Annotated in this window: 20 protein-coding genes and 2 tRNA genes; 18 read left to right on the top strand and 4 right to left on the bottom strand. The window is 59.5% G+C overall.

Annotated features, from left to right (window positions below; translation table 11 throughout):
* The first annotated feature begins 90 nt into the window (after nucleotides 1-90).
* Entirely contained in the window at nucleotides 91-1245 is a 1155-nt protein-coding gene (locus KJA79_RS11865; protein ID WP_213042261.1) for a hypothetical protein, read from the top strand.
* Here KJA79_RS11865 and KJA79_RS11860 read toward each other — a convergent pair.
* Together KJA79_RS11860 and KJA79_RS11855 are read right to left on the bottom strand one after the other, a co-directional pair.
* On the bottom strand, nucleotides 1182-2093 hold the full coding sequence (locus KJA79_RS11860; protein ID WP_213042260.1) for a formylglycine-generating enzyme family protein: 912 nt from the start codon (nucleotides 2091-2093) through the stop codon (nucleotides 1182-1184). The two genes, KJA79_RS11865 and KJA79_RS11860, sit on opposite strands and share 64 nt — an antisense overlap.
* Nucleotides 2094-2125: 32 nt before the next feature.
* Nucleotides 2126-2884, bottom strand: a complete 759-nt coding sequence (locus tag KJA79_RS11855) for a hypothetical protein (protein ID WP_213042259.1) — start codon at nucleotides 2882-2884, stop codon at nucleotides 2126-2128.
* A 140-nt stretch (nucleotides 2885-3024) separates the two neighbouring features.
* Here KJA79_RS11855 and KJA79_RS11850 point away from each other — a divergent pair, with 140 nt between their 5' ends.
* The 4 genes from KJA79_RS11850 (at nucleotide 3025) to KJA79_RS11835 (ending at nucleotide 5534) form a co-directional block, all read left to right on the top strand.
* Nucleotides 3025-3651, top strand: coding sequence for a hypothetical protein (locus KJA79_RS11850; protein ID WP_213042258.1), 627 nt, complete (start codon nucleotides 3025-3027; stop codon nucleotides 3649-3651).
* 48 nt (nucleotides 3652-3699) lie between these two features.
* Entirely contained in the window at nucleotides 3700-4329 is a 630-nt protein-coding gene (locus tag KJA79_RS11845; protein WP_213042257.1) for an MBL fold metallo-hydrolase, read from the top strand.
* A 120-nt stretch (nucleotides 4330-4449) separates the two neighbouring features.
* Nucleotides 4450-4965, top strand: coding sequence for a bifunctional nuclease family protein (locus KJA79_RS11840; protein ID WP_213042256.1), 516 nt, complete (start codon nucleotides 4450-4452; stop codon nucleotides 4963-4965).
* A 245-nt stretch (nucleotides 4966-5210) separates the two neighbouring features.
* Nucleotides 5211-5534, top strand: coding sequence for a PilZ domain-containing protein (locus KJA79_RS11835; protein ID WP_213042255.1), 324 nt, complete (start codon nucleotides 5211-5213; stop codon nucleotides 5532-5534).
* Nucleotides 5535-5916: 382 nt separating this feature from the next.
* Here the strand turns inward: KJA79_RS11835 and trpS are convergent, their stop codons facing one another.
* Nucleotides 5917-6906 (bottom strand): tryptophan--tRNA ligase, encoded by a 990-nt coding sequence (gene trpS, locus KJA79_RS11830; RefSeq protein WP_213042254.1) that lies wholly within the window; start codon nucleotides 6904-6906, stop codon nucleotides 5917-5919.
* Between the two features lie 76 nt (nucleotides 6907-6982).
* Nucleotides 6983-8977 (bottom strand): penicillin-binding protein activator, encoded by a 1995-nt coding sequence (locus tag KJA79_RS11825; RefSeq protein ID WP_213042253.1) that lies wholly within the window; start codon nucleotides 8975-8977, stop codon nucleotides 6983-6985.
* A gap of 163 nt (nucleotides 8978-9140) precedes the next feature.
* Here KJA79_RS11825 and xerD point away from each other — a divergent pair, with 163 nt between their 5' ends.
* The 13 genes from xerD to mtnP all read left to right on the top strand — a co-directional run bounded on the left by xerD (nucleotide 9141) and on the right by mtnP (nucleotide 21565).
* Nucleotides 9141-10181 carry a site-specific tyrosine recombinase XerD gene (gene xerD / locus KJA79_RS11820; protein WP_213042252.1) on the top strand — a complete coding sequence of 347 codons (1041 nt, stop codon included), beginning with the start codon at nucleotides 9141-9143 and terminating at the stop codon, nucleotides 10179-10181.
* Between the two features lie 66 nt (nucleotides 10182-10247).
* Nucleotides 10248-10323: transfer RNA gene (locus tag KJA79_RS11815), tRNA-Val, on the top strand.
* Between the two features lie 134 nt (nucleotides 10324-10457).
* A tRNA-Asp gene (locus tag KJA79_RS11810) sits at nucleotides 10458-10535 on the top strand.
* A 72-nt stretch (nucleotides 10536-10607) separates the two neighbouring features.
* Nucleotides 10608-11327, top strand: a complete 720-nt coding sequence (locus tag KJA79_RS22995; protein ID WP_281412683.1) for a MotA/TolQ/ExbB proton channel family protein — start codon at nucleotides 10608-10610, stop codon at nucleotides 11325-11327.
* A 29-nt stretch (nucleotides 11328-11356) separates the two neighbouring features.
* Complete coding sequence (locus KJA79_RS11800) at nucleotides 11357-11779, top strand: biopolymer transporter ExbD (protein ID WP_246507611.1); 423 nt, start codon at nucleotides 11357-11359, stop codon at nucleotides 11777-11779.
* Nucleotides 11780-11870: 91 nt separating this feature from the next.
* On the top strand, nucleotides 11871-13070 hold the full coding sequence (locus KJA79_RS11795; protein ID WP_213042250.1) for a TonB family protein: 1200 nt from the start codon (nucleotides 11871-11873) through the stop codon (nucleotides 13068-13070).
* Complete coding sequence (tolB, locus tag KJA79_RS11790) at nucleotides 13067-14398, top strand: Tol-Pal system beta propeller repeat protein TolB (RefSeq protein ID WP_213042249.1); 1332 nt, start codon at nucleotides 13067-13069, stop codon at nucleotides 14396-14398. Before KJA79_RS11795 ends, tolB begins: the two co-directional genes overlap by 4 nt.
* Nucleotides 14399-14468: 70 nt before the next feature.
* Nucleotides 14469-15218, top strand: coding sequence for a peptidoglycan-associated lipoprotein Pal (gene pal, locus KJA79_RS11785; protein WP_213042248.1), 750 nt, complete (start codon nucleotides 14469-14471; stop codon nucleotides 15216-15218).
* A gap of 65 nt (nucleotides 15219-15283) precedes the next feature.
* Nucleotides 15284-16972 carry a tol-pal system protein YbgF gene (gene ybgF, locus KJA79_RS11780; RefSeq protein WP_213042247.1) on the top strand — a complete coding sequence of 563 codons (1689 nt, stop codon included), beginning with the start codon at nucleotides 15284-15286 and terminating at the stop codon, nucleotides 16970-16972.
* A gap of 2 nt (nucleotides 16973-16974) precedes the next feature.
* A complete protein-coding gene (ybgF, locus tag KJA79_RS11775; protein WP_213042246.1) occupies nucleotides 16975-17754 on the top strand; it encodes a tol-pal system protein YbgF in 780 nt (259 codons plus the stop codon).
* A 72-nt stretch (nucleotides 17755-17826) separates the two neighbouring features.
* Nucleotides 17827-19623: a DNA mismatch repair endonuclease MutL gene (gene mutL / locus KJA79_RS11770; RefSeq protein ID WP_213042245.1), complete on the top strand. Its 1797-nt coding sequence runs from the start codon at nucleotides 17827-17829 to the stop codon at nucleotides 19621-19623.
* Nucleotides 19624-19664: 41 nt separating this feature from the next.
* The gene (gene miaA, locus KJA79_RS11765) at nucleotides 19665-20669 is read left to right on the top strand and encodes a tRNA (adenosine(37)-N6)-dimethylallyltransferase MiaA (protein WP_246507609.1); all 1005 of its coding nucleotides are present in this window, start codon (nucleotides 19665-19667) and stop codon (nucleotides 20667-20669) included.
* Nucleotides 20670-20686: 17 nt separating this feature from the next.
* The gene (gene mtnP / locus KJA79_RS11760) at nucleotides 20687-21565 is read left to right on the top strand and encodes an S-methyl-5'-thioadenosine phosphorylase (protein WP_343224255.1); all 879 of its coding nucleotides are present in this window, start codon (nucleotides 20687-20689) and stop codon (nucleotides 21563-21565) included.
* Nucleotides 21566-21567: the final 2 nt, after the last annotated feature.

The following is a 21567-nucleotide window of genomic DNA, read 5'->3' as shown; positions in this document are numbered from 1 at the left end:
TGTGTCAGATGTATACAGCAATGATAGGATTCCTGGTGTCATCATGGCGGACAGATGCGTCACACTCCGTACGGAAGGGATAGGGGGCTGATGAGTATTCGGCTGGCCATCCTCTCGTGTGTGCTGACGCTTGGCCTGGTTCTGCCGCTGCTGGGTGTATGGTGGGCGGGCAAGTCTGTTGCGCCGTATCTTGAATGGCCGCCGACCACGCGGTCTGTCGTGCACGCGCCGTTCTCCTGGCCGGTATCCATCGGATTGCTGCTGCTCATTACCGGTCTCCTCGCCCCGTTTGCGCTGCGTGTCCTGCACACGACGTCTCGCGAGCGGCCAGCCGCCGTCACGGTCTTTCCCTGGTGGGGGTGGGGAGCGGCCATCTGGACACTGGTGCTGTGGGGGATGGCTTGGACCAGGTTCGAGTGGATGCAACCGTTTCAAGCCCACACCTTCTTCCCACTCTGGTGCGGCTATATTGTGCTGGTGAACGCATTGACGTTCCGCCGCGTGGGCCGATGCATGTTGCTGAATCGTCCTCGATATTTCTTCCTGCTGTTTCCGCTCAGCGCCGGCTTCTGGTGGTGTTTCGAATACCTGAATCGATTCGTTCAGAACTGGTACTACCTCGGTGCAGGCGAGCTCAGCGCCGGAGCGTATCTGTTGCGGGCGACCGTGTCCTTTTCGACGGTGCTGCCCGCTGTGCTCGGCACGGCCGAATGGCTGAGGTCGTATCCTCGCTGCTCGGCGGGGCTGGACCGATTTGTGCGGATCCGATTCCTGCATCGAAAGATGTGGGGCTGGGTGCTGCTCTGTCTCGCGGCTGGTGGGCTGGTTGGGATCGGTCTGTGGCCCGAGTATCTCTTCCCCCTGGTATGGGTGGCACCGCTTCTGCTGATTGTCGCGTTACGGATGATTCGTCAGGAGGCGACGATTTTCAGCGACACTGCGCATGGGGATTGGCGAACGCTCTGGGTCGTTGCGCTTGCGGCGCTGATTTGTGGATGGTTCTGGGAGATGTGGAACTTCTACAGTCTGGCCCATTGGGAATATGCGGTGCCCTTCGTGCAAGGCGTCACGCTGTTCCACATGCCGCTGCTCGGGTATGCAGGGTATCTGCCGTTTGGGTTGGAGTGCCTGGCGGTTGCCGAGTTGTGCTTACCGAGGACGAGTGCCGGCGGCCTGGCTGATTATGGCGCGGAGGCGGCAGTGGCCGATTTGGCGCAGCGGAAGCCGACAGTGGCTGAACGTTGATCGGCTGGCGCGCCGCTGCGGGTGGCTGTTCGGAGCATGATGGGGCGGCTTTTCCACGATCCGCCGCGGAGACTCTTGTAGCGTCCGCTGGTCGGACCAGGGGGGTTCCGTTTCGGCATGTAGGCATAGTAATCGAACCCGAACCAGTCGTTGACCCACTCGGCGACGTTCCCTGCCATGTGATGGACGCCATAGTAGCTTTTTCCCGCCTCTCCGCTGCTCACCGGCGCGAGAATCGGAATCTCGTGCACATGATGTTGTCCGAACATAGCCAGTGAACTGTCGGGGAGCGTGTCTCCCCACGGAAACCGATTGCCGTCTGGGCCACGCGCGGCCTTTTCCCATTCGGCTTCGGTCGGCAGGCGCTTCCCCTGAGAGCGGCAGAGCCCGTCCGCCTCTTTCCATGTCACATACAGCGCCGGCCACTGGGCCAGGGTCTCATCGCTGACGGAGTGCACGGTGATGACGTGCCAGATCAGGTGCTGGAGTTCTTTTGAAGGGTGCAGTTTCCGGCTCTGGAGATAAATGAGATATTCGCTGAGGCTGACTTCGTCTCGGTCGATCTCATAGGCATCCAGCCACACGCGATGCTGCGGCAGTTCTGTATCGTCGAACTGCGTCCCCATCCCGTATGGATCGTCATCCACGCGCATGCTCCCCAAGAGAAACGGTCCTTCGGGAATGCGAATCGTCGGCGACGCAATCGTGATCTTGGCGATCGATGTCAGATGTTTGGCCAGTTCTTGCGTGGGTGGGGGCGTCGAATTGCGAGCGGCAAATGAAAAGTCTGGGTGGAGCCAGGCCAGGGCGAAGGTCAGGAGCAGCAGGTTGAGACAACGGGGAATCACGGTGACTCCCGTTAGGCGGACCGGCGCGGGCATTAGGATTTACTCGGCGGGGTGGCGACGGATTTCCCGATTTCGGCAATGAGCCGACGCTCGATTTCCGCGATCTCCTCTGCATCGACCGCGAGCACACGTCCACCCTGTACCACACGTTCAAAATCGGCTTTCACGCTCAAGCGGGTGACATTGGAGGGCAGCGCCTGGAGGGAGACCACGTACTGGTTGCGCGACCCCGCGGTTTCCAACGAGCTCGGGGTCGAAATCTTCCGTTCCGTGACGAAGACGGCCCGTTGATCGGTTTTCACTGTGACTCTCACCCGGTAGCCATTGCGGGCCAATGCCTCTTCAGCCGCTTTACCGACGGCCATCAGGGGGCGAGGGAGATCCTCAACCTGCGCGCCCTTTTCTTCCACCCGGATACTGTCTGTGAGTTGGGCGGCTTTGGCGGCGGTGCGCTGAATTTCGCCCGACAGTTTTTTTGATTCGGCGAGTTGGGCGTCGAGTCTGGTGCCGAGTGCTTTGGCTTCCGTTTGCAACGTCTTCGCCTCCACCTGGGCATGTTCGGCTTGCTTCTTGGCGTCGCGTAGCTCCTGGTTCAGCAGATCGATCTGCTGCTGCATGACCTTGTTCCCGTCCTGCAGCGAATTGAGGAGTGACTCCTGCTTGGCCAGTTGCTTGCGCAGACTTTCATTTTCCTGGCGAAACGGAGACTCGTCCGGAGCGCAACCGGCGCACCACGAGAGGACCGCGAGGCCGAGTAGAGGAGCGAGCGATCGCTGGGGGGCTTTGATCATAGTTTGAGGTATGACAGTCAGACCATTACCAGAGTTTGGCCCCCCCTGTCCATCTTCATTCACATTCTCGCCGGTTTGACCCATCGCGAACGGAGCGGCTATTCTGTGTCATGGCGATCTGGTCTGTAGGGGTTCTTCTCATGAGTCTGATGCTGGTGCAACACGCACGCGTGTCGGCCGCGAGCATGCCTGAGTTGCCGGAGTCCGTACCTGTCGAAGACTATGCGCTGTACGATCTCGCCGTCGAGGACAAATTTCTGACATCCCGGACGAAATTGGTGGTCATCGAGCGGATGACAGTGACGCACCTGCAGCCGGACGAGCCGCGTCTGCCCACCGCAGCCTGGTTTGCCGAACAGGATCTCTTCGACAATCGGTTGCCGCAGGATCTCATTCGCGATTTTGTCGCGAAGACCCAACAGCATTCCCGACTCGAGACGCGATTCGGATTTGGCGTGCGTTACCGGTTTGTCTCCGGCGAGGGCGGACCGGATGCTGAAACGGCTCTGCCGGCGGTGCCGGTTGCGCAGCGGGTGCAGGAGGAACGGGGTGTTCCTGACATCATCGATCGGCTGGCGTTTTCACGCGTGGGGTATACCGTGCGGGGAGATCAGGCGTTGTTGTATGTCGCCAACCCGCGCCCCGATGGAACCGGGGCGGGGTTTCTCCTTTGGTTCATCCGGCGTCAGAAAATCTGGGAGCTCTATGACACGGAGGTGGTGTGGGTGTCGCGTCCCGAGCAGAAGGGATCTTTCGGAAGAGAATGACTCGGGGTCTGGCGCGTCGATCTTGATGGCCGGTTGTGAGGAGCGTGCATGATTCGCAAAACATTTTCTGTTCCCCCGCTGGGTTGTAATTGTTCCATCATCGGAGATCCCATCACCAAACAGGCGCTGGTGGTCGATCCGGGTGGTGCGCCCGAACGTATTCTGCGTGAGGTCCAGGCCTTGGGTTTGACGGTCGTGAGCATTGTGCATACACACGCACACTTCGATCACTTTTTGGCATCGGGTGCCATGAAGCAAGCCACCGGCGCGGCGCTCTGTCTGCATCCGGATGACCGGCCTCTATGGGACATGCTGGAGACACAGTGCCGCATGTTTGGTGTGCCCTATGTGCCTGCCCCGCCGCCGGATCATTGGCTTACCGATGAGGAGCGCGTGACGATCGGACAACTGGAGGGGGTGGCATTGCATACTCCCGGCCACACGCCCGGTTCCATGTGTTTTCATTTTCCGACCGCGAAGCTTCTCGTGGCAGGGGACACGTTATTTCGCGGCAGCATCGGCAGGACGGATCTGTGGGGCGGCAATTTTGAGGCCATCGAACAGTCGATCCGGGAGCGACTGTATACGCTCGATGAGCGGACCGCTGTGGTTACCGGGCATGGAGCCGAAACTGAAATTGGTTTGGAACGAGAGAGAAATGTGTTTGTGCGAGCCTAACAGCAGGCAGCGATGTGTCAGGATAGCCAGAGAGGGCCGGTAGGCGTCGAAGAGCGGACGGACTAGTCCCGTCAGAGATGTCCGGTGAGTGGGCCTCCATGTCCAGGAGAGGAGGGAGCCATGATTTCGATCGCAGGGCGGTGGTTGCTTGGCGCACTGTGTGTCCTGGTGCCGGTCGTCTCCTCGGGCGATCTCTCGGCGCTTGCCGATGAGGGGGGCACATCTCCCCAGGTGACGATCAGCGAGGTCCGGGTCGGTTTATCCGATCATGGTCCCGTGGTGTTGCTCTCGGCAGATGGGAAGACCATCCCCGTATTCGTCGATCATACGGTGGCCGCCTCAATTCAAGCGGCGCTGACCGGTGAACGGCTGCCCCGTCCCCTCTCTCATGATTTGATGCATACCATTCTCGAAGCACTCGGCGGGCGGGTTATCCGGACCGTCATTACGTTGAAGTCCGGCACCTTCTACGGAAGCTTGACCGTGGCCTTTCAAGGGCAGGAGAAGGTGTTCGATAGCCGTTCGTCGGACTCCATTGCCCTGGCCATTCACTTTCATGCGCCGATTCTCGTGGGCCGCGATTTGCTGGAGTCGGCTGGTACCCCGTCTCATGAACCGAAACCGCAGACGCTCTAGCCCAGATTGACCCCGAGGGGTTCCTCGCGTCTGTCTCGCATGGTGACGGCGAGGTTTCGCGACGAACCGGCATGGATCATTGGGGCTACGCGTCGCGTTGTGGCGCATGTCTGGAACAGTTGGGTCGCCGGCCGTGGCACCGTATGGTGAAGAAACAGGCAGTGCTGGTCTTTTGACCGGTTCTGTCCTATCGTACGGGTGATACGCAGAAGCCGAAAGCACGCTGGCGTGGAGGCCGCCTCACGATGAAAAATCAACGTAAGCATGAGCGTGTGCGCGTGCAGTTTCGCAGCCACTTCTCGATGAAGGGAAAGATGCTGGCCGGAGATGGGGATTTGACTGACCTGTCTCCAGGGGGGTGTAGAATTCTCAGCTCGGTTCCCGTCACCGTTGGCGCCGAAGTGGAGTTGTGTATTTTCCCAGGAGATAGCGCCAACCCGATTCTCATCGACGCGGCCACGGTACGCTGGTGCCAGCCGAATGAATTTGGTCTGTCCATCACGAAAATCCGGGTGCCGGTCCAACGCCAATTGACCGATGTCTGGCGCAAATTGGCGAAGCCCGCCTAGCCCGCATTGTTCATGAACACTTCTGCTGCACTCGCCCACCCGCTGTTCCGACAAGCCCGCGGCCGGCGGGCTCGCCCCTTCGGCCCCTCGACGTACTGCACGAGTATGCCTCGGGTCCTCACGGCTCCGCGCGCCGGTCTCACGACGCGGCTTGGCGAGTTCGCGACGAACCGTCATGAATAATCCGGGCTAGTGGCGCTCCTGCCCGTGTCGCATCACTCCCGTGTCTCACGTCGTACGTCCGGGTGCCTCCGTGACATCACGCGTACGTGTTCCAGCCTGATGCCCGTCGCGGCGAGGTAGCTCGCGAACAGGCAGGATGGGAGGAGGACTCGTCGGTGTGTCGGTGCGGGAGAAGCCGTCCTGAGCAGGGTGGGCGAGGTCAGATCTTCATGGCGTCGCGCACCTCGGCCATTGTCTGAGAGGAGACGGCCGTAGCGCGTCGGCGCCCGTCTTCGACGATGTCATCCAGACGTCCCGGTTGTTGCGTCAACGCCGCACGTACGTCCCACATCGGGGCGAGGCGCTCCACCACACGGTCAGCAACGAGTTTCTTGCAATCGATACATCCGATGGCCGCCTTGCGGCAATCCTGGTTGACCTGTTCGATGACCGGCAGCGGCGAAAAGATCTTGTGAAAATCATAGACCGGACAGACATCCGGATTACCCGGATCGTGCCGGCGCACACGTGCCGGGTCGGTGATCATGGTTTTGATCTTCTGACGCACCACCGGTTCCGTATCGGAGAGGTTGATGGCGTTGCCGTAGCTCTTGCTCATCTTGCGCCCGTCGGTGCCCAGCACCTTCGGAAACTTGGTCAGGTGTTCTTGGGGTTCGGGAAACACGGGCCGGTAGAGGCCGTTGAACCGTCGGGCGAGTTCGCGGGTGAGTTCGAGATGCGGCAATTGGTCCTTGCCGACCGGAACGAAATCCGGCTTGTAGAGAAGAATGTCGGCTGCCTGCAGGACCGGGTAGCCGAGAAAACCATAGGTGCTGAGGTCGCGCTCTTTGATTTCTTCCTGCTTTTCTTTGTAAGTAGGATTGCGCTCCAGCCACGACACGGGAATCATCATAGAAAACAGCAGATGGAGGACTGCGTGGTCCGGTACCTGCGATTGAATGAAGACGGTGGCGCGTTGAGGATCGATGCCGGCTGCCAGCCAATCAATCAGCATTTCTCGCACGTATTCACGAATCCGGCTGGTATCGGCGTAATTGGACGACAAGGCATGCCAGTCCGCCACAAAGAAAAAGCAGTCGTATTGCTCCTGTAATGCGTTCCAGTTTTCCAGCGCTCCCAACCAGTTACCGAGATGCAGCAGGCCGCTGGCCTGCATTCCGCTAAGTACCCGATTTCGAGTCGTCGTCATACCGTTACTCCCGTGTGCGTGCGCTGGTCCGATAAGGAAGCACGCCCTATCACTGTGCCCTGTGCTGTTGGCCTCGTTAGTCCAGGGGGACGAACTTGCCCTGTTTTACTTGGATGAGAAAGACGTGGCGATTGAGGGTGCCGTCGGGATTGAACCCGCTGGGGCCGCTCAGGGTCGGCAGGTCATGCTGCATCATCAGATAGTCGCGTACCGCTTCTCCGGTCGTCGCGCCGCGGCGGATGGCTTCCACGGTCAATCGAGCGGCATCATAGCCTTGAGCGGCAAACAGCGAGGGCGTGGCCTGAAATCGCTTGCGATATCGTTCCACAAATTCCTGCACGACGGGACTGCTGCTCTCGGCGAAAAATCCGTCGGCAAAGACACCTCCCTCGACGCTTCGATCGGCGACGCGCGCAAAGTCAGGTTGGTTCCATCCGTTGCTCCCGAGAAGCGGTACCGCGATATCGTAGAACGCCAATTGAGCGGCCAGCAGTCCCACATCCAGCGAACGTCCAGGGATGAAGACCGCATCGAACCCTGGTGAATACAGCAGGCGTTTGCCTTTCTTGCCTCCCTGCCTGATTCCGGTTTTTGCCGGGTCGTTGTCGACTTGCACTTCCACACCGTACTTCTTCAGATCTTCAGCCTTGAGCTTGCCGATCACGGCGCGAAAATCGTTGTCGCCTTCTTTGTAGGGCTCGCTGGCGATCAGTTCACCGTCCTGTTGCCGGACTTCTTGCGCGAACAGGCGGGCCAAGTCGCGGCCGTATGGAGTATCAGGGTAAAGGATGGCGAAGCGTTTGAACTGTTGCTCTTTGAGTGCATACTCCGCCACGCGTTTGGCCTGGTGTCCGTACGTGAGTGCTGTGCTGAAAACGTAGGTGCCGAATCGTCGAAGGTTTGGGACGGTCGCGCTCGGGGTGATGAGCGGGATGTGCGTGCGTTCGGCCATCTCCGCCATCACGGGAAGGTTTTTCGACAACAAGGGTCCGATCACGGCGAGCGGCCGATCGTCGGAGAGGACGTTGGAGAGTTCATCGAGGAAGGCCGCACGGTCGGATTCGGTATCCTTCACGATCAGTCCGATCGAGGGGCTGTCACCACCATCCTTCGGGCGTTCCAGCGCGAGCTGAATGCCGTTCAAGACCTCGGTGCCGAACGGCGCCAATTTGCCGGACATGGGAAAGATCGCGGCAATAGAATAGGGGTGCGATTTGAATTTGGTCCGGACCGCAGCCTGGAGATCGGCGGCTTTTGCCGCATAGGGATGGTTGGGGAAGCGGCTCAGAAAGAGGCGTAGATCCCGCTCCACTAAATGATCCTCCCCGGACGCGGTGTGGAGTTCGATCAACTTGATGGAGGCCAAGTCCCCCGGAAACATTTTGGGATAGGCATCCCGTACACGCACGAGCGTCGGGATATCGAGTTTCTCATTGACCAGTTCACGAATCTGGCTGTCCGTTTCCTGCGCCTGATCCCCAGTATCCAGCGGGAGCTCATCCAGCCAGGCTTGAATGGCCCGGAGAAAGTCTTTTTTCTGCACCTGAAATTCGCCGGTGAGTCGTAGGGCATCCCGCTTGACGGTCGGGTCGGTCGATAGGCTGCGGACTTCCGAGAGGAGGGGAAGCGCCAAATCCAGATTGCCGGCCCGCGCGTGCGTTTTTGCGAGGAGGAGTTTGGCGCGATCCACGAGTTCGGAGTTGGGAAATTCGCCGAGCAATTGATTGACGTAGCGGATCGTCTCGGCCTGTTCCTTCATGCCGAACATAGCGGCAGCCATTAAAAGATAGGCATCATCAAGCAGGTCCGGCGCCGGCCCGCTTTCGATGAATCGACGGAGCATGACGGCGGCGGCTTCAGGCTGTTCCGCGTCGATGAGGCGTTTGGCCTGGTCTAACGCCGATTGTGCGGTAGCTGCCGGGGATTTTGCCGGAGCAGGACGGGAAGGCGCGGGAGTCTTCGAGGCAGCGGCAGCCTGGTTAATCGTGCCAAAACTGACGAGGAGCGCCACCGCGAGGGCGACACTGCACACGCGGAGATGCGGGGCGCAGAATACTGATCGAGAAACCATTGACTCCTGTGCATGGCGAACGCTCTCGCCGCAATGGAGGCTACTATAGGAAACAGGTGCGGGGGTGTCAAGGTAACTTGATGACGTTGCGTTGTGTTCGTCGGGAGCCTTAGTTATAGTCGAGTCAACACGTGTTCCGTCATCGCCAACGAGGGCCTGTTCGATGAGCGGTGATGCCGCAGACAAGGCTCTGCCGGGGCCGGATTCACTCCCGCTGGATTCAGTGATCGAACGATACTGGAACCATCTGCGGATCGCCTGCGGCTTATCCCGCAACACCGTTCTGGCTTACCAGCGGGATATCGCGACTTTTCAGCGCTACCTCCGCGATCAGGAACTATCTGATGCGCGAACGGTGTCTCCGCCGTTCCTCTCAGGATTTCTCGATCATTTGCATCGATCCGGCCTTGCGTCGTCTTCCCGCGCCCGCGCGCTCGCGGCCATTCGCAGCCTGTTCCGGTTTCTCAAGCAGGAGGGGATGGTCTCGGTCAACCCGACGGTGAGTCTCCGCAGCACGTCACGGGCACGCCGGTTGCCGAAGACGTTGAGCGTGGAAGAGGTGGACCGTCTTCTGTCGATGCCGGCTGGCCGGTCGCCGGAGGATCAGCGCGATCGCGCGATGGTGGAGGTGTTGTATGCCGCCGGCCTGCGCGTGTCAGAACTTATTGCGTTGAAGCTCGATCAGTGCAACCTGGAGGTGGGGTATCTTGGAATTACGGGCAAGGGAGATAAACAGCGCGTGGTGCCGATCGGTCGGCTGGCAGTAGCGGAACTGCAGGCCTATCTGCTGCATGTGCGGCCGGTGTTGTTGAAGCAGCGATCTTCTCGCGTTGTTTTTGTGACTCGCCGTGGCACACCGCTCACGCGGCAGGGGTTCTGGAAACTGCTCCGCACCCGTGCGCAGCGAGCCGGCCTCGCGCGGATGCCGTCACCGCACATGCTTCGACATTCGTTTGCGACACATCTCTTGCAGCGGGGCGCCGACTTGCGATCGGTGCAGGCGATGTTGGGGCACGCCGACATTGCGACGACGCAAATTTATACGCATGTCGATGCGGCACAGTTGAAAAAAGTCCACAGTGCGTGTTTCCCACGCAACAGGGCTGCTCGTACCGTTGCTCCAGGCAGTGCGCGAGAGCCGATCACCCGCACGGATGAATCCGAGGAAGGAGTGGTTGGAAAATCCTGCAAGAACAATGCATGATTCTTGGTTGACACTGCTTGGTGGAGTTGATAGCATCCAAAAAATCTGCCGAGAGCAAGAAAAATCGGGCGGATAGCTCAATTGGGAGAGCGCTGCCCTTACAAGGCAGAGGTCACAGGTTCGATCCCTGTTCCGCCTACCAAAAGAAATACAGGGAATTCGTGGCAAGGCATTGCCTTATCCATTAGTAGTGATGTACAAGAGTACGCGCTACCGTATTTAGACAGCTTGATTCTGAAGATCTGAATTCTTTTCTTCCGCCATCTTGGGTTGTGTGGGGCCGTCGTTCAGCCTGGTTAGGACGCCAGATTGTCAATCTGGAAGTCGCGGGTTCAAATCCCGTCGGCCCCGCCATTCCCCCAGCTTTTGGTACAATCCATGCTACCGTTTTCATGCGACGCCATGTGAAGGGAAAGGTCTAGGCTCATGTTCCAATCAGGCGTGATGGGGTTGGTAGGTTCGCTGGGAGCGGTGTCGAAAATCGTGCTCCTGCTTCTCTTTATCGCCTCGATTCTTTCCTGGGGGGTGATCCTCTACAAGTGGCGCAGTTTCAAGGCCGCTGATCGGGAAGATCAGCGGTTTTTCAGTGCGTTCTCGAAGATTCGGGACCTTGATGAACTGTATCGCCAATCGAAGCGCGCGGAGGGCAGCCCCAGTGCGCGCGTGTTTCAAGGCATCATGGATCGCGTTTTGACGGTGTCCGGCGATGGTGTGGTGACTGCCTCTCACGGACCCGGCGTATCGAAAGAGTCGGCTCCTGTCATCGATCATCAGTATATGGATAAGACGGTGTCGTACCTGGTGCAAAATCAGGTGTCGCATCTGGAATCGTATCTGCCGGTCTTGGCCACCACAGGGAACATCACGCCTTTTATCGGTTTGCTGGGAACCGTGTTGGGCATCATCGACTCCTTCCGCGAGATCGGCATGCAGGGCACGGCCAGTATCGCGGCTGTGGCGCCGGGCGTCTCGGAAGCCTTGGTCGCGACGGCGGCCGGGTTGTTCACCGCCATTCCCGCGGTCATTTTCTATAATTATTTTCTGACGCGCATTCGCAAGACGGTGTTCCGGATTGAGTCATTCACAGTTGAGGCCATGCGTTCGTTGCAGACTCGCTTGAAGCAGACGACGGTCGGGGTTCAGTAATGACCTCGGAGACCCGTCACCGTCGGTTCATGGCAGAGATCAACGTGATCCCGCTGGTCGACGTGGTGTTGGTGCTGCTCGTCATCTTCATGGTGACCGCCCCCATGTTGTATCGCGGGATGGACATCAATCTTCCCAAGTCCGCCAGCAATACGATTAAGCCGGAAGCCAGAGCCGTTTTGTCCATTGAGCGGGATCAGCGTTTGTATTTGGATAAGGATGCGGTGAGCGTGGTGCAGTTGGAGCGTAAACTCCGGGCGTTGAAGGATCAAAGTCCGGATGTGTCGCTCTATCTACGCGCCGACCGGGATGTGCCGTACGGGATTGTCGTGCAGGTGATGGATAGTGTGAAAAAAGCCGGGATTGAAAAACTCGGCATGGTGACCGAGCCCACGGGGGCCGAGCACGTAAACGAGTCGGTCGCGACTCCCGCGCAGTCACGCAAGAAGTAGTGGTGCCGGACCTGCGCGCCAGACGGTCGTATCGCAAGTCATGACGTTCCAAGCCCTGCCAAGACATACCGCGCTGTCCCTAATCGGAGATATGGGTGAGGCCGGAGGTGACCGTCTTCGTAAGACGCTGGTGGTCTCGTTGCTGCTGCACCTCTGCCTCCTGTCCGTGATCATGGGGGCGAAGTTCTTTAAGAAAACAGAACGTCCGCTCTCGGCTGTCGAAGTCTCTCTGGTGACGTTGCCCCCTGTGGAGGCAAAGCCCGAGCCCAAGGTGGAGAAAGTAGAGAAGGCGCTGCCGAAGCCTGCGCCCAAGCCGGTGCAGTCGGCGCCGATGCCCGTGCCTCCCAAGCCGGTGCACACTCCGACGCAGACTCCTCCGGCGCCCGTGCCGTCCCCGGTTCAGGCGGCTCCGGTCGCCAAGCCGGCCCCCCCGGCACCTGCACCGCCCCCGGTTCCTGTTCCCAAGTTGGAAGCTCCGGTCCTGGCGGCGCCGCAGCCGATTCCACATGCGGCTAAGTCGCCCTCTTCGGCCCCGGTAACGAATCGAGCCGATGTACTTCGGGACGTCATGAAGGACGTGGAGTTGCCGTTAAATGCTCCCAAGTATGGTGACATCGCGCCTATGAAGCCGGCCGAAGTCAAGAAGTCCGCGCAGCCAAAGCTTGGAGCACCGGAGCGGTCCGACGTCGATGCCATGTTAAAAAAATTGAACGTGCCTGATTTAGCGGCTCCGCAAGTGTCGACTCCGCAGGAACCGCCAAAACCGCCGGTCACACCGACGAAACGTACCTCGCTGTCCGAAGAAATGACCAGCGACCTCGATCGCGAGCTGCAGGATCTGAAGAAACTTCAGGCTCCGCCGCCGGTCAAGGCCACCGAGCCGATGCGGGAGGTGAAGCCGATGTTTCGCGAGCCTCAACCGACCGTGACGGCGCCGCCGGTGATGGCCAGCATTCCTCGCACGAAGCCCACGCCGATGTTGCGGGTGCCGGGCGTATCCGGATCGAATCCATATCTCGCCAGAGTGCAGGCGAGGATCAGCGGGTTCTGGACCGCGCCGCCGGTCGATATCTCTGGCAAGGCGTTGACGGTGACGGTGCGGTTCCGCTTGGAGCGGGATGGTCGGGTCGGGTCGGTCGTGATTGAGCAGTCGTCGGGCAATGACTATTATGATATGGCCGCACAGCGAGCTGTCCAAAGTGCGATTCCGTTGCCGCCCTTCCCGCCGGATCTGACGGACTCTTATTTTGATGCCCACTTTACTTTTGCCGTAGGCGAGGCTGCAGGATGAATCGTGTGATCATCGGGCTTATGATTGTCCTCTGCGTCGTGGTCGGAGCCGGAGTCCTCGGGATTCTGGATTCCCGCGCGACCGATGTCTTCCTTGAAGCGACCAGGCCGGACTTCCAAAAGATTCCCATCGGGGTGTTCGGATTTCAAAACGGCGGCGGTCCGGAATGGCTTGGCGGTCGCATCGAGGAGGTATTGAAGGCCGACCTGCAACGGTCGTTGGTGTTTTCGCTCGTGGACTTGCCCGGGATTGGCGTGAAGGCGCGTGAGGTCTCCACGACCGACAAGGCGATTTTCAAACAAGCGGCAGAGAACGGCGTGTCCGTTCTGGTTTGGGGGAAGTCCGGGCAGAAGAACGGCGCCAAGGACAGTGAATTGTTGATGGATGGGTTTGTGTACGATAGCGGCAGCGATGAGGTGGTCGGCGGAAAGCGCTATGTCGGGTCCACCTCGGTAGTCCGTTTGATGGCGCATCGATTTGCCGATGAGTTGGTGTTTCGTTATACCGGAGAGCCGGGGATCGCCAGAACCAAGATCGTGTATGTGGCGGAGCACGGCAACGCGCGCGAATTGTTTGTGATGGACTACGATGGGTATGAGCCGAAACAGATCACGGCGGATGGCTTTCTGAACCTCATGCCTCGCTGGTCGCCGGATCGCCGCTTCATCGTGTTCACTGCGTATCGGAGCCGAAACACTCAAGACATCGATATTCTGGAACTCGCGACCGGTAAACGCTGGACGCTGGTATCCATGCCGGGATTGAATATTACCCCGACCTTGTCACCGGACGGGAATTTCCTGGCGTTTGCCAGCAGTCAGGACGGCAATTCCGAGATTTACAAGCTTGATACGCGAACCAAAGCCTCGCAGCGGCTCACCGTGAATCAGGGGGGCGATCTTTCCCCTTCGTGGTCACCGACCGGTCGGGAAATCGCGTTTACCTCCGATCGCGGCGGGGCGCCACAGATCTTTATCATGAGTGCCGACGGGTCCAACGTGCGCCGGTTGACATATGAAGGAGATTACAACGCCGCCCCGGCTTGGTCGCCGCGCGGTAACTGGATTGCCTACGTCTGTCGAACGGCTCAACGGCTCTATAAGGTCTGTATCGTCTCTCCTGACGGGCAGAAGCGAGTGCAAGTGACGACGGGGCCGGGTATCGATGATTCCCCATCCTGGTCGCCCGATGGCCGGCATCTGACCTTCAGTTCGACCGTCGATGGGAAGAGCCATATCTATATGGTCGACACCGACGGAAAAAATCTGGAACGCATTACGTTCGGCGGGACGCACAATAGCTCACCGTCCTGGTCTCCGGCTCTCTAGAGATAGTCATCACGTCATTGACAGGGTTTATCAGCATATTAACCATTCACCAGCGATGAGGAGTCACGATATGAGGATACGGGTAGCGACAATGGGCCTGACAATGGTTGTCGGGATGCTGTTGGGCATGCAGACAGGGTGTTCCAAGAAGTCCATTCAGTCCGGCGGGGATGCACAGTCATCAGAGCGCGGGATGGCCAAGTCGGGGGCCCCGGCTCAGTCTCAGGCCCAGCTCCCGCCGCCGTCGGGGTTGGATGCTCCCAGCGCCACCTTCCCTGACCTGTCCCTTTCAAGCAAACCGGAAGATCCCGAGACCGGTGGCTTGCGCGGATTCGATTCCGTTTCCGGCGGGAAGGCCCCGTCCGAAGAGCGGCTCGGTGGAGGCGGCACCATGTTGGCCAAGGTCGAGCCCTCGGAGAGCACGGCGCGCCAGATCGAAGAAATTCGTCGCGAGCAGGCCAAGGAGCAGGCGGCGTCGGCGGAAGCGGGATTGCGCGATGTGTTTTTCGGCTATGACAGTTGGACGATCACGGAGGAAGGGCGGCAGTCGCTGACACAGGATGCTCAGTGGATCAAGGCGAATGCCGGAGCGTTGGTCAAGATTGAAGGCCATTGTGACGAACGCGGCACGCTGGCGTACAACTTGGTGTTAGGTGAAAAGCGCGCCAAAGCCGTCCGGAATTATCTGGTGGAACTCGGTGTCGGCGCCAACCGGTTGTCGGTGGTGTCGTACGGTAAAGAGCGGCCGTTCTGCAACGAGCGTAGCGAAAGCTGCTATCAGCAGAATCGTCGCGGACATGTGGTGGTCCGGTCGAAATAACTGTTCCAATCATGGATGATGTGACATGATTCTCCGGAACAGACGCCGGTCAAGGGAGACCTGTCATGGACAGTGGATGGCCTCAACGGAGTGAGATGGCAAAGAACGCCTCAATTGCGAGCCTCGTGACCACCGGCCGGTCGGCCATGCCGTCACGACTCGGCCTGCTGGCATTGGCCGCAACGGGGTTTGCCCTGTTGTCGGGATGTGTCGCGCAGCAGGCTGATCTCAAACAGACCGAACGGGAACTCCAGCGTCGCATCAAGCAACAAACCGAAGAACAGGCTCAGACCAGGGCCCGTCAAAACCAGGAAATCATCTCGTTGCGCGAGCAGGACATTCCATCCTTGCGCGGCGACCTCGATAAGGCCATGCACCGTTCGCAGGTGCTGGAGTCGCGGCAGGATGATCTGTTGTCCAAACTGGCTTCCCAGGAGTCGAAGTTCGAGCGACGTATCGGCGACAGCGAGAAGCGTTCGCTCGAGGAAAGCAAACGACTCGGTTGGGTGGAAAAGCAGCTCGTCGATCAAGATGCGTTGATCAAAGGCGAGCGCGATCGCACCCGCGTCGAACTCGCGGCGGTCACATCCCGCCTTGATCAAGTGACGAGTCACATCGATGCCATCCAGAAGAATGTGCTCGATGCGATGCAGAAGACCACGACCGTGCTGGCGCAGAAGGTGGATTCACGGTTGGATGACCAGCAGAAACTGCTGCATGGGTTGGAGACTCGCTCGCAGAACATCTCGCAGCTCGATGCGCAGAACAAGGTACTGGCGGATCAGGTGACGAAGTTCAATCAGGCGCTCATCGAGTTCAAGCAGGTGTTGAATGGATTGGGCGAACGCGTCGTGCAGCAGGATCAGGCGGTGAAGCATCTTGCCGCGTCGCTCGAGCAGGATACGGCGGCCTTGGGTAAACGAACCGATGCCCTGGCTGGAAAAATCGAGGCAGACAACCGGGTGACGGCCGAGCACTTCAATGAGGTGAATCGGAGCGTGGCGTCCGTGGCGAAGGCCTTGGAGAATGCGGGTGGCAAGTTTGTGTCCCGAGAAGATGACCACGAGCGGCGTCTCGAGGAGACCACCCGTGAGTTGACACATGTGCAGGCGCAGATTCAGACAATCGACAAGAATCTCGAAAACCAGCACGCGTTTCTCAAGCAGGTTGAACAACATTTGGTGGCATTGCGTACGAACGCTGCGCAGCGGGCCGAACAGCCTCCGGTCGTCGCTGAGGCCGCGCCCCTTCCTCAAGCGGCCTCGGTGCCGGTTCCATCACCATCCCCGGCCCCCGCACCGGCACAGGACGTGGCTCCTTCATCGGCCGCTGCCGTCACCCCGCGTGCAGAGAATCGAAGTGCGGCGTTGATGGCGGATCGGGAGTCCTATGAGCGAACGTTGACTCGTTTCAAAGATGGTGATCTGGACGGGGCCCGACAGGGGTTTGCCGAGTTTCTTGTCCAGCATCCCCACTCGGATCTCGCGCCAAATGCCCGGTTCTGGCTGGGCGAGTCCTACTATGGCAAAAAGGACTATTCGCGCGCCATCGATGCCTACGATCAGGTGCAACTGAATCATCCCGCCAGTGAAAAGGTTCCGGCAGCCCTGTTGAAAAAAGGTTATGCCTATTTGGCGTTGAAGGATCGAAAAAAAGCGGCGTCGGCGCTCAAACAAGTCATCGACCTATACCCGAGGTCCCCGGAAGCGAATAAGGCCATGGACAAATTGAATCAACTAAAGGAGTCGCATTGACGATGAAGCTCCGATTGATACGGGCGCTCCAAATGGGGGCCGGACTGGCCTGCGGGCTGGTGGTCGCGGGTTGTGCCAAACATGCAGATTTCTTGGAGATTCGTGAGCAGGTGTCCCTTATTGCCAGGACCCAGGATCAGGAACAAAAGCGGTTCGAGGCGATGCAACGACGGCTGGAATCGCTGGAGCGTGTGCGTGAGCCGGAGGGCGGGAAACTACGGCTCGACGAGGCCCTGGCCCGGCTTCAAAAGCTCGAGGGGCGTCTGGCAAAAATCGAAGAGACGCAAATCGCGCAAGCGGCCTCTATCCGCTCTGATCTCGCACTTTCCGAAGCCAGTCGTCAGGCCCGTGCGTCAAAGCCATCGGGCCCCGTCGATGCTCCAGCCATTGTGCCCGGTGTCCCCTCGATCACCCCGACCTCGGCGTTCAATCTGGCCTACAACGACTATCTCAACGGAAAGTTTGATCTCGCGGTGAGCGGCTTTCAGCATTTCATCAGAGATTTTCCCTCCACGTCCCTCACGCCCAATGCCCATTACTGGTTGGGGGAGTCGTATTACGGCCAGAAGGATTACATTCGGGCGATGCAGTCCTTTGAGCACGTGGTGAATGAGTATGCGGGAAACGAGAAGGTGCCCGCGGCTCTCTTCAAGCTCGGCCTGTCGGCCGCTGAAACCGGCGATACTGCCAAGTCTAGGAAGTATCTCAAGCGGGTGATCGAAGAATATTCGACGTCCGACGAAGCCAAGCTTGCGAAGACCAAGATGGCCGAAATTCGATGACCTTGTGCCTGCGGTCCGCTCTCCTCTCCACTGAGCCATCCTCCTATCAACCTTCAGGGGGCCTGTCTTCCCATGGATATAGCGAGTAGTGCGGGGAAGATTCAGGTCTTACCTGGCGATGTCATCGGCCGTATTGCGGCGGGTGAGGTCGTCGAACGCCCGGCTGCCGTGGTGAAGGAACTCCTCGAAAACAGCCTGGATGCCGGCAGTTCCACGATTACCGTCGAAATCAAAGACGGGGGCCTTGGGCTGATTCGAGTCAGCGACGACGGGGAAGGAATGTCTCGACGTGACGCGTCCCTGGCCTTCGAGCGACATGCCACCAGTAAATTGCAGTCGGACGCACAACTTAGCGCTATTCGCACGATGGGGTTCCGCGGGGAAGCGTTGCCGAGCATTGCAGCCGTCTCCAACGTCCGCCTGCGAACGGTAGCCAGGAACGAGCCGGTTGGGACACAGCTCTGGCTTGCCGGGGGTACGATCGCGCGGGTGGAGGATAGTCCTGCGATTCCCGGCACGTCGATCGAGGTGTCGGACCTGTTCTTCAATACGCCGGCGCGCCGGAAATTTCTCAAATCCACCACGACCGAGTTTTCCCATATCAGCCATGTGGTCCAGCAGGCGGGGCTCGCCTGGCCGCAGGTCCATCTCCGCCTCGTCCATAATGGATACGAAGTGTTTGTGCTTCCCGGGGTGTCGTCGGCTCGTGATCGCGTGCTGCAGGTGTATCGCGCGGCTTTCGGGGATCGAGCCCTGGCCGTTGATGTCGAACGTGACGGCCTGTCTCTCAGGGGCTTCATCGTCGATCCGGTCCGGGCTCGTGCCGGCAGGACGCCGCAAGAGCTATTCGTCAACCGCCGGCCGATCAAGAACAGCACGATCCAACATGCCATCATCGATGGATACAGTTCGTTTCTTGCCAAGGGTCATGCGCCGCTGTTTGTCCTGTTCTTGGATGTCGAGCCGCAGCGGGTCGACGTGAATGTGCATCCGACCAAACGCGAAGTCCGGTTTGCCGATACGGAACACATTCACCAGATGGTACGCTCCGCGGTTCGTCAGACTCTGGGACGGGCGCAGGTTCAGGTGTCCTTGGCGGGATCCGCCCATGCTCGATTGAGTGATGATGCGGCCAGGACCCCTTCCGGGTTGACGAGTCAGGCTGTGCTGCCAGAGGGTGACTCGTTTGAGCCGGGCCACCAGCCGCAGGCCACGGCGGCACTACAGGTTTCCCCTCCCAGCCAAACGTCTTTCGTGGGGGAAGGAGCTGCGGCCTATGCCGTGGATGAGATTCGGGAAATTGTGCCGCTCGGTCAAATGAACAAGACCTTCCTGATTGCACAAGTGGGGGATGAGCTTCAGGTGGTCGATCAACATACGGCCCACGAGCGGGTGTTGTTTGAACGCCTGCTGCGAGCCTGGCACGGGCGTGCGCTGCCGTCTCAGCCACTGTTGCTGCCGGAACCGCTGGAACTGCCGGTGCAGCAAGCCCTAATTCTGCAGCGGCATCTCCCGGAATTGGAGCGGCTTGGCCTGCTCATTGAGCCGTTTGGTCCCACCTCGTTTCTCATCCGTGGTCTGCCGGTCATGTTGGGCCATCCCGATGTCGCTGCGCTTGTCCAAGATTTGATCGAGGACTTGGAGCAGTGGGATTCCATTTCCTCCCTTGAACTCAAGGTCAAGCCGATTCTGGCATCGCTGGCTTGTCACGGGGCGGTCCGAGCGGGACGGACCATGGCGCTGCCCGAAATCAAGCAGTTGCTGCAGGACTGGGTTGCGGAGGGACTGATCATGACCTGTCCGCACGGCCGTCGCGTGGCGTTCCGTCTGTCGAGCGACGAATTGGCACGCTTGTTCGATCGTGCATAGAAGAGGGGCGTACGCGTATGGTCCGGCTGACGGAATCAATCATGGCATTGCGGCCGTTGGTGGTGCTGGTCGGGCCGACCGCGGTGGGGAAAAGTGAGATCGGGCTTCGGCTGGCCCGCGGCTTGGACACGGAGCTGCTGACGGCTGATTCGCGCCAAGTCTATCGCGGGATGGATATTGCCACCGATAAGCCCGCGATGGAACAGCGGCAGGGCGTGCCGCATCGCCTCATCGATCTGGTCGATCCCGACGAGCCGTTTAATGCCGGTCAGTATCGCACGCTCGCCTTGCAGGAGATCGAGCGTCTGTACGGCGAACGGCGGGTGCCGCTGATTGTCGGCGGCACGGGGCTCTACGTGCGAACCTTGATTCACGGATTGTGTGACGCCCCGCGTGCGGATCAGGCGTTTCGTGCCGCGCTGCTTCGGGAGGCCGAGGCGCGCGGGCGGTATTTCCTCCATGAGGAATTGACGCGAGTTGATCCGGAATCGGCTGCCCGCCTGCATCCTCATGATGAGGTGAAACTTGTGCGAGCGCTTGAGGTGTACCATCTCTCCGGACGGCGCTTATCCGAGATGCAGCAGCGACATGGGTTTGCGGAGCAGCCGTTCTCCGTCTTGATGATCGGGTTACATCGCGATCGCCCGCAGCTGTATCGCCGCATTGACGCGAGGGTCGAGGTGATGTTCGAGCGCGGAGTCGTGGAGGAAACTGCGAACCTGCTCGCCCAAGGCTATCAACGGGAGCTGGGCGCGATGAAGGGATTGGGGTATCAGCAGGTCGCGGGGTATTTGTCCGGCGAGTATGACCGGGCTGAGGCGCTCCGCTTGCTTCAACGAGATACCAGGCATTTTGCGAAACGCCAGCTCACCTGGTTTCGGAAAGAGCCGGGGCTGCAGTGGCGGTCGCTCAGCGAGCAGGACAGTCCGGAGGACGTGGCCGGCCGTTTATTAGAGACGGTTCAGTCGTTCTTGCGGGACTTATCATATCGACGTTCGGTGGAGATGCCGGCGTCGCTCACTATGGAAACGGGATCGACCTCATGACGACATCGAAGAAGACCGTGCAGGCCGCCATCGGCATCATCGGCGGAAGTGGATTGTACAACATCGACGGGCTGGAGCGAGTCCGCGAGGTGCGCGTGCGTACCCCGTTTGGGGCGCCCTCAGATGCCATTATCCTCGGAGTGTTGGGTGGTGCGCGAGTCGCATTTCTCTCGCGGCACGGCAGAGGACACCGGATCAATCCCGGAAGCATCAATTACCGCGCCAACATCTATGCGCTGAAATCCCTGGGCGTGAAGCAGGTGATTTCGGTCAGCGCGGTCGGGAGTATGAAAGAGGCTATTCGGCCAGGGGACGTCGTCCTGCCGGATCAATTCATTGATCTCACCAAGCGCCGGATCTCGACCTTTTTCGATGAGGGCATTGTGGCGCACGTCGGATTCGGCGAACCGGTGTGCGCATCGGTGGCCGATGCGTTGGAGGCGGCGGGACGAGCGGCCGGGGCGCGCCTGCATCGCGGAGGCACCTATGTGTGTATGGAGGGGCCTCAATTCTCGACCAAGGCGGAATCCCGGTTGTATCGCCAGTGGGGGGTGGACGTCATCGGGATGACCAACATGCCGGAAGCCAAACTCGCTCGGGAGGCCGAACTCTGTTATGCCACCGTGGCGCTGGCGACAGACTATGACTGCTGGCATGAGACGGAAGAAGCGGTGACCGTGGAGGCGATTCTCGCGACTCTCCACAAGAACGTTGCGCTGGCCAAGCAGGTGTTGAAGACCGTGGTGCCCAAGTTGGCTCCCGATCGTGCCTGTGTCTGTCATCAGGCGCTGGGGAATGCCATTGTGACGGCTCCGGATCACATGTCGGCTTCGGCCAAACGACGATTGAATCTCTTGATTGCTCCCTATGTGCGGACGCGGAAAGGAAAACGGTGAAG

The organism is Nitrospira defluvii (assembly GCF_905220995.1).
GTDB classification, from domain to species: Bacteria; Nitrospirota; Nitrospiria; order Nitrospirales; family Nitrospiraceae; genus Nitrospira_A; species Nitrospira_A defluvii_C.
Note: the sequence above shows the minus strand (reverse complement) of the source record. Positions and strands in the feature narration are given on the sequence as shown.

Coding starts and splice junctions, on each gene's coding strand:
- xerD (WP_213042252.1), top strand. CDS start 9,141: ATGAGCGGTGATGCCGCAGACAAGGCTCTGCCGGGGCCGGATTCACTC.
- KJA79_RS11795 (WP_213042250.1), top strand. CDS start 11,871: ATGGGTGAGGCCGGAGGTGACCGTCTTCGTAAGACGCTGGTGGTCTCG.
- ybgF (WP_213042246.1), top strand. CDS start 16,975: ATGAAGCTCCGATTGATACGGGCGCTCCAAATGGGGGCCGGACTGGCC.
- mutL (WP_213042245.1), top strand. CDS start 17,827: ATGGATATAGCGAGTAGTGCGGGGAAGATTCAGGTCTTACCTGGCGAT.
- KJA79_RS11825 (WP_213042253.1), bottom strand. CDS start 8,977: ATGGTTTCTCGATCAGTATTCTGCGCCCCGCATCTCCGCGTGTGCAGT.
- tolB (WP_213042249.1), top strand. CDS start 13,067: ATGAATCGTGTGATCATCGGGCTTATGATTGTCCTCTGCGTCGTGGTC.
- KJA79_RS11835 (WP_213042255.1), top strand. CDS start 5,211: ATGAAAAATCAACGTAAGCATGAGCGTGTGCGCGTGCAGTTTCGCAGC.
- trpS (WP_213042254.1), bottom strand. CDS start 6,906: ATGACGACGACTCGAAATCGGGTACTTAGCGGAATGCAGGCCAGCGGC.
- ybgF (WP_213042247.1), top strand. CDS start 15,284: ATGGACAGTGGATGGCCTCAACGGAGTGAGATGGCAAAGAACGCCTCA.
- KJA79_RS11865 (WP_213042261.1), top strand. CDS start 91: ATGAGTATTCGGCTGGCCATCCTCTCGTGTGTGCTGACGCTTGGCCTG.
- KJA79_RS11840 (WP_213042256.1), top strand. CDS start 4,450: ATGATTTCGATCGCAGGGCGGTGGTTGCTTGGCGCACTGTGTGTCCTG.
- KJA79_RS11855 (WP_213042259.1), bottom strand. CDS start 2,884: ATGATCAAAGCCCCCCAGCGATCGCTCGCTCCTCTACTCGGCCTCGCG.
- KJA79_RS11800 (WP_246507611.1), top strand. CDS start 11,357: ATGGCAGAGATCAACGTGATCCCGCTGGTCGACGTGGTGTTGGTGCTG.
- KJA79_RS22995 (WP_281412683.1), top strand. CDS start 10,608: ATGTTCCAATCAGGCGTGATGGGGTTGGTAGGTTCGCTGGGAGCGGTG.
- KJA79_RS11850 (WP_213042258.1), top strand. CDS start 3,025: ATGAGTCTGATGCTGGTGCAACACGCACGCGTGTCGGCCGCGAGCATG.
- pal (WP_213042248.1), top strand. CDS start 14,469: ATGAGGATACGGGTAGCGACAATGGGCCTGACAATGGTTGTCGGGATG.
- KJA79_RS11845 (WP_213042257.1), top strand. CDS start 3,700: ATGATTCGCAAAACATTTTCTGTTCCCCCGCTGGGTTGTAATTGTTCC.
- miaA (WP_246507609.1), top strand. CDS start 19,665: ATGGCATTGCGGCCGTTGGTGGTGCTGGTCGGGCCGACCGCGGTGGGG.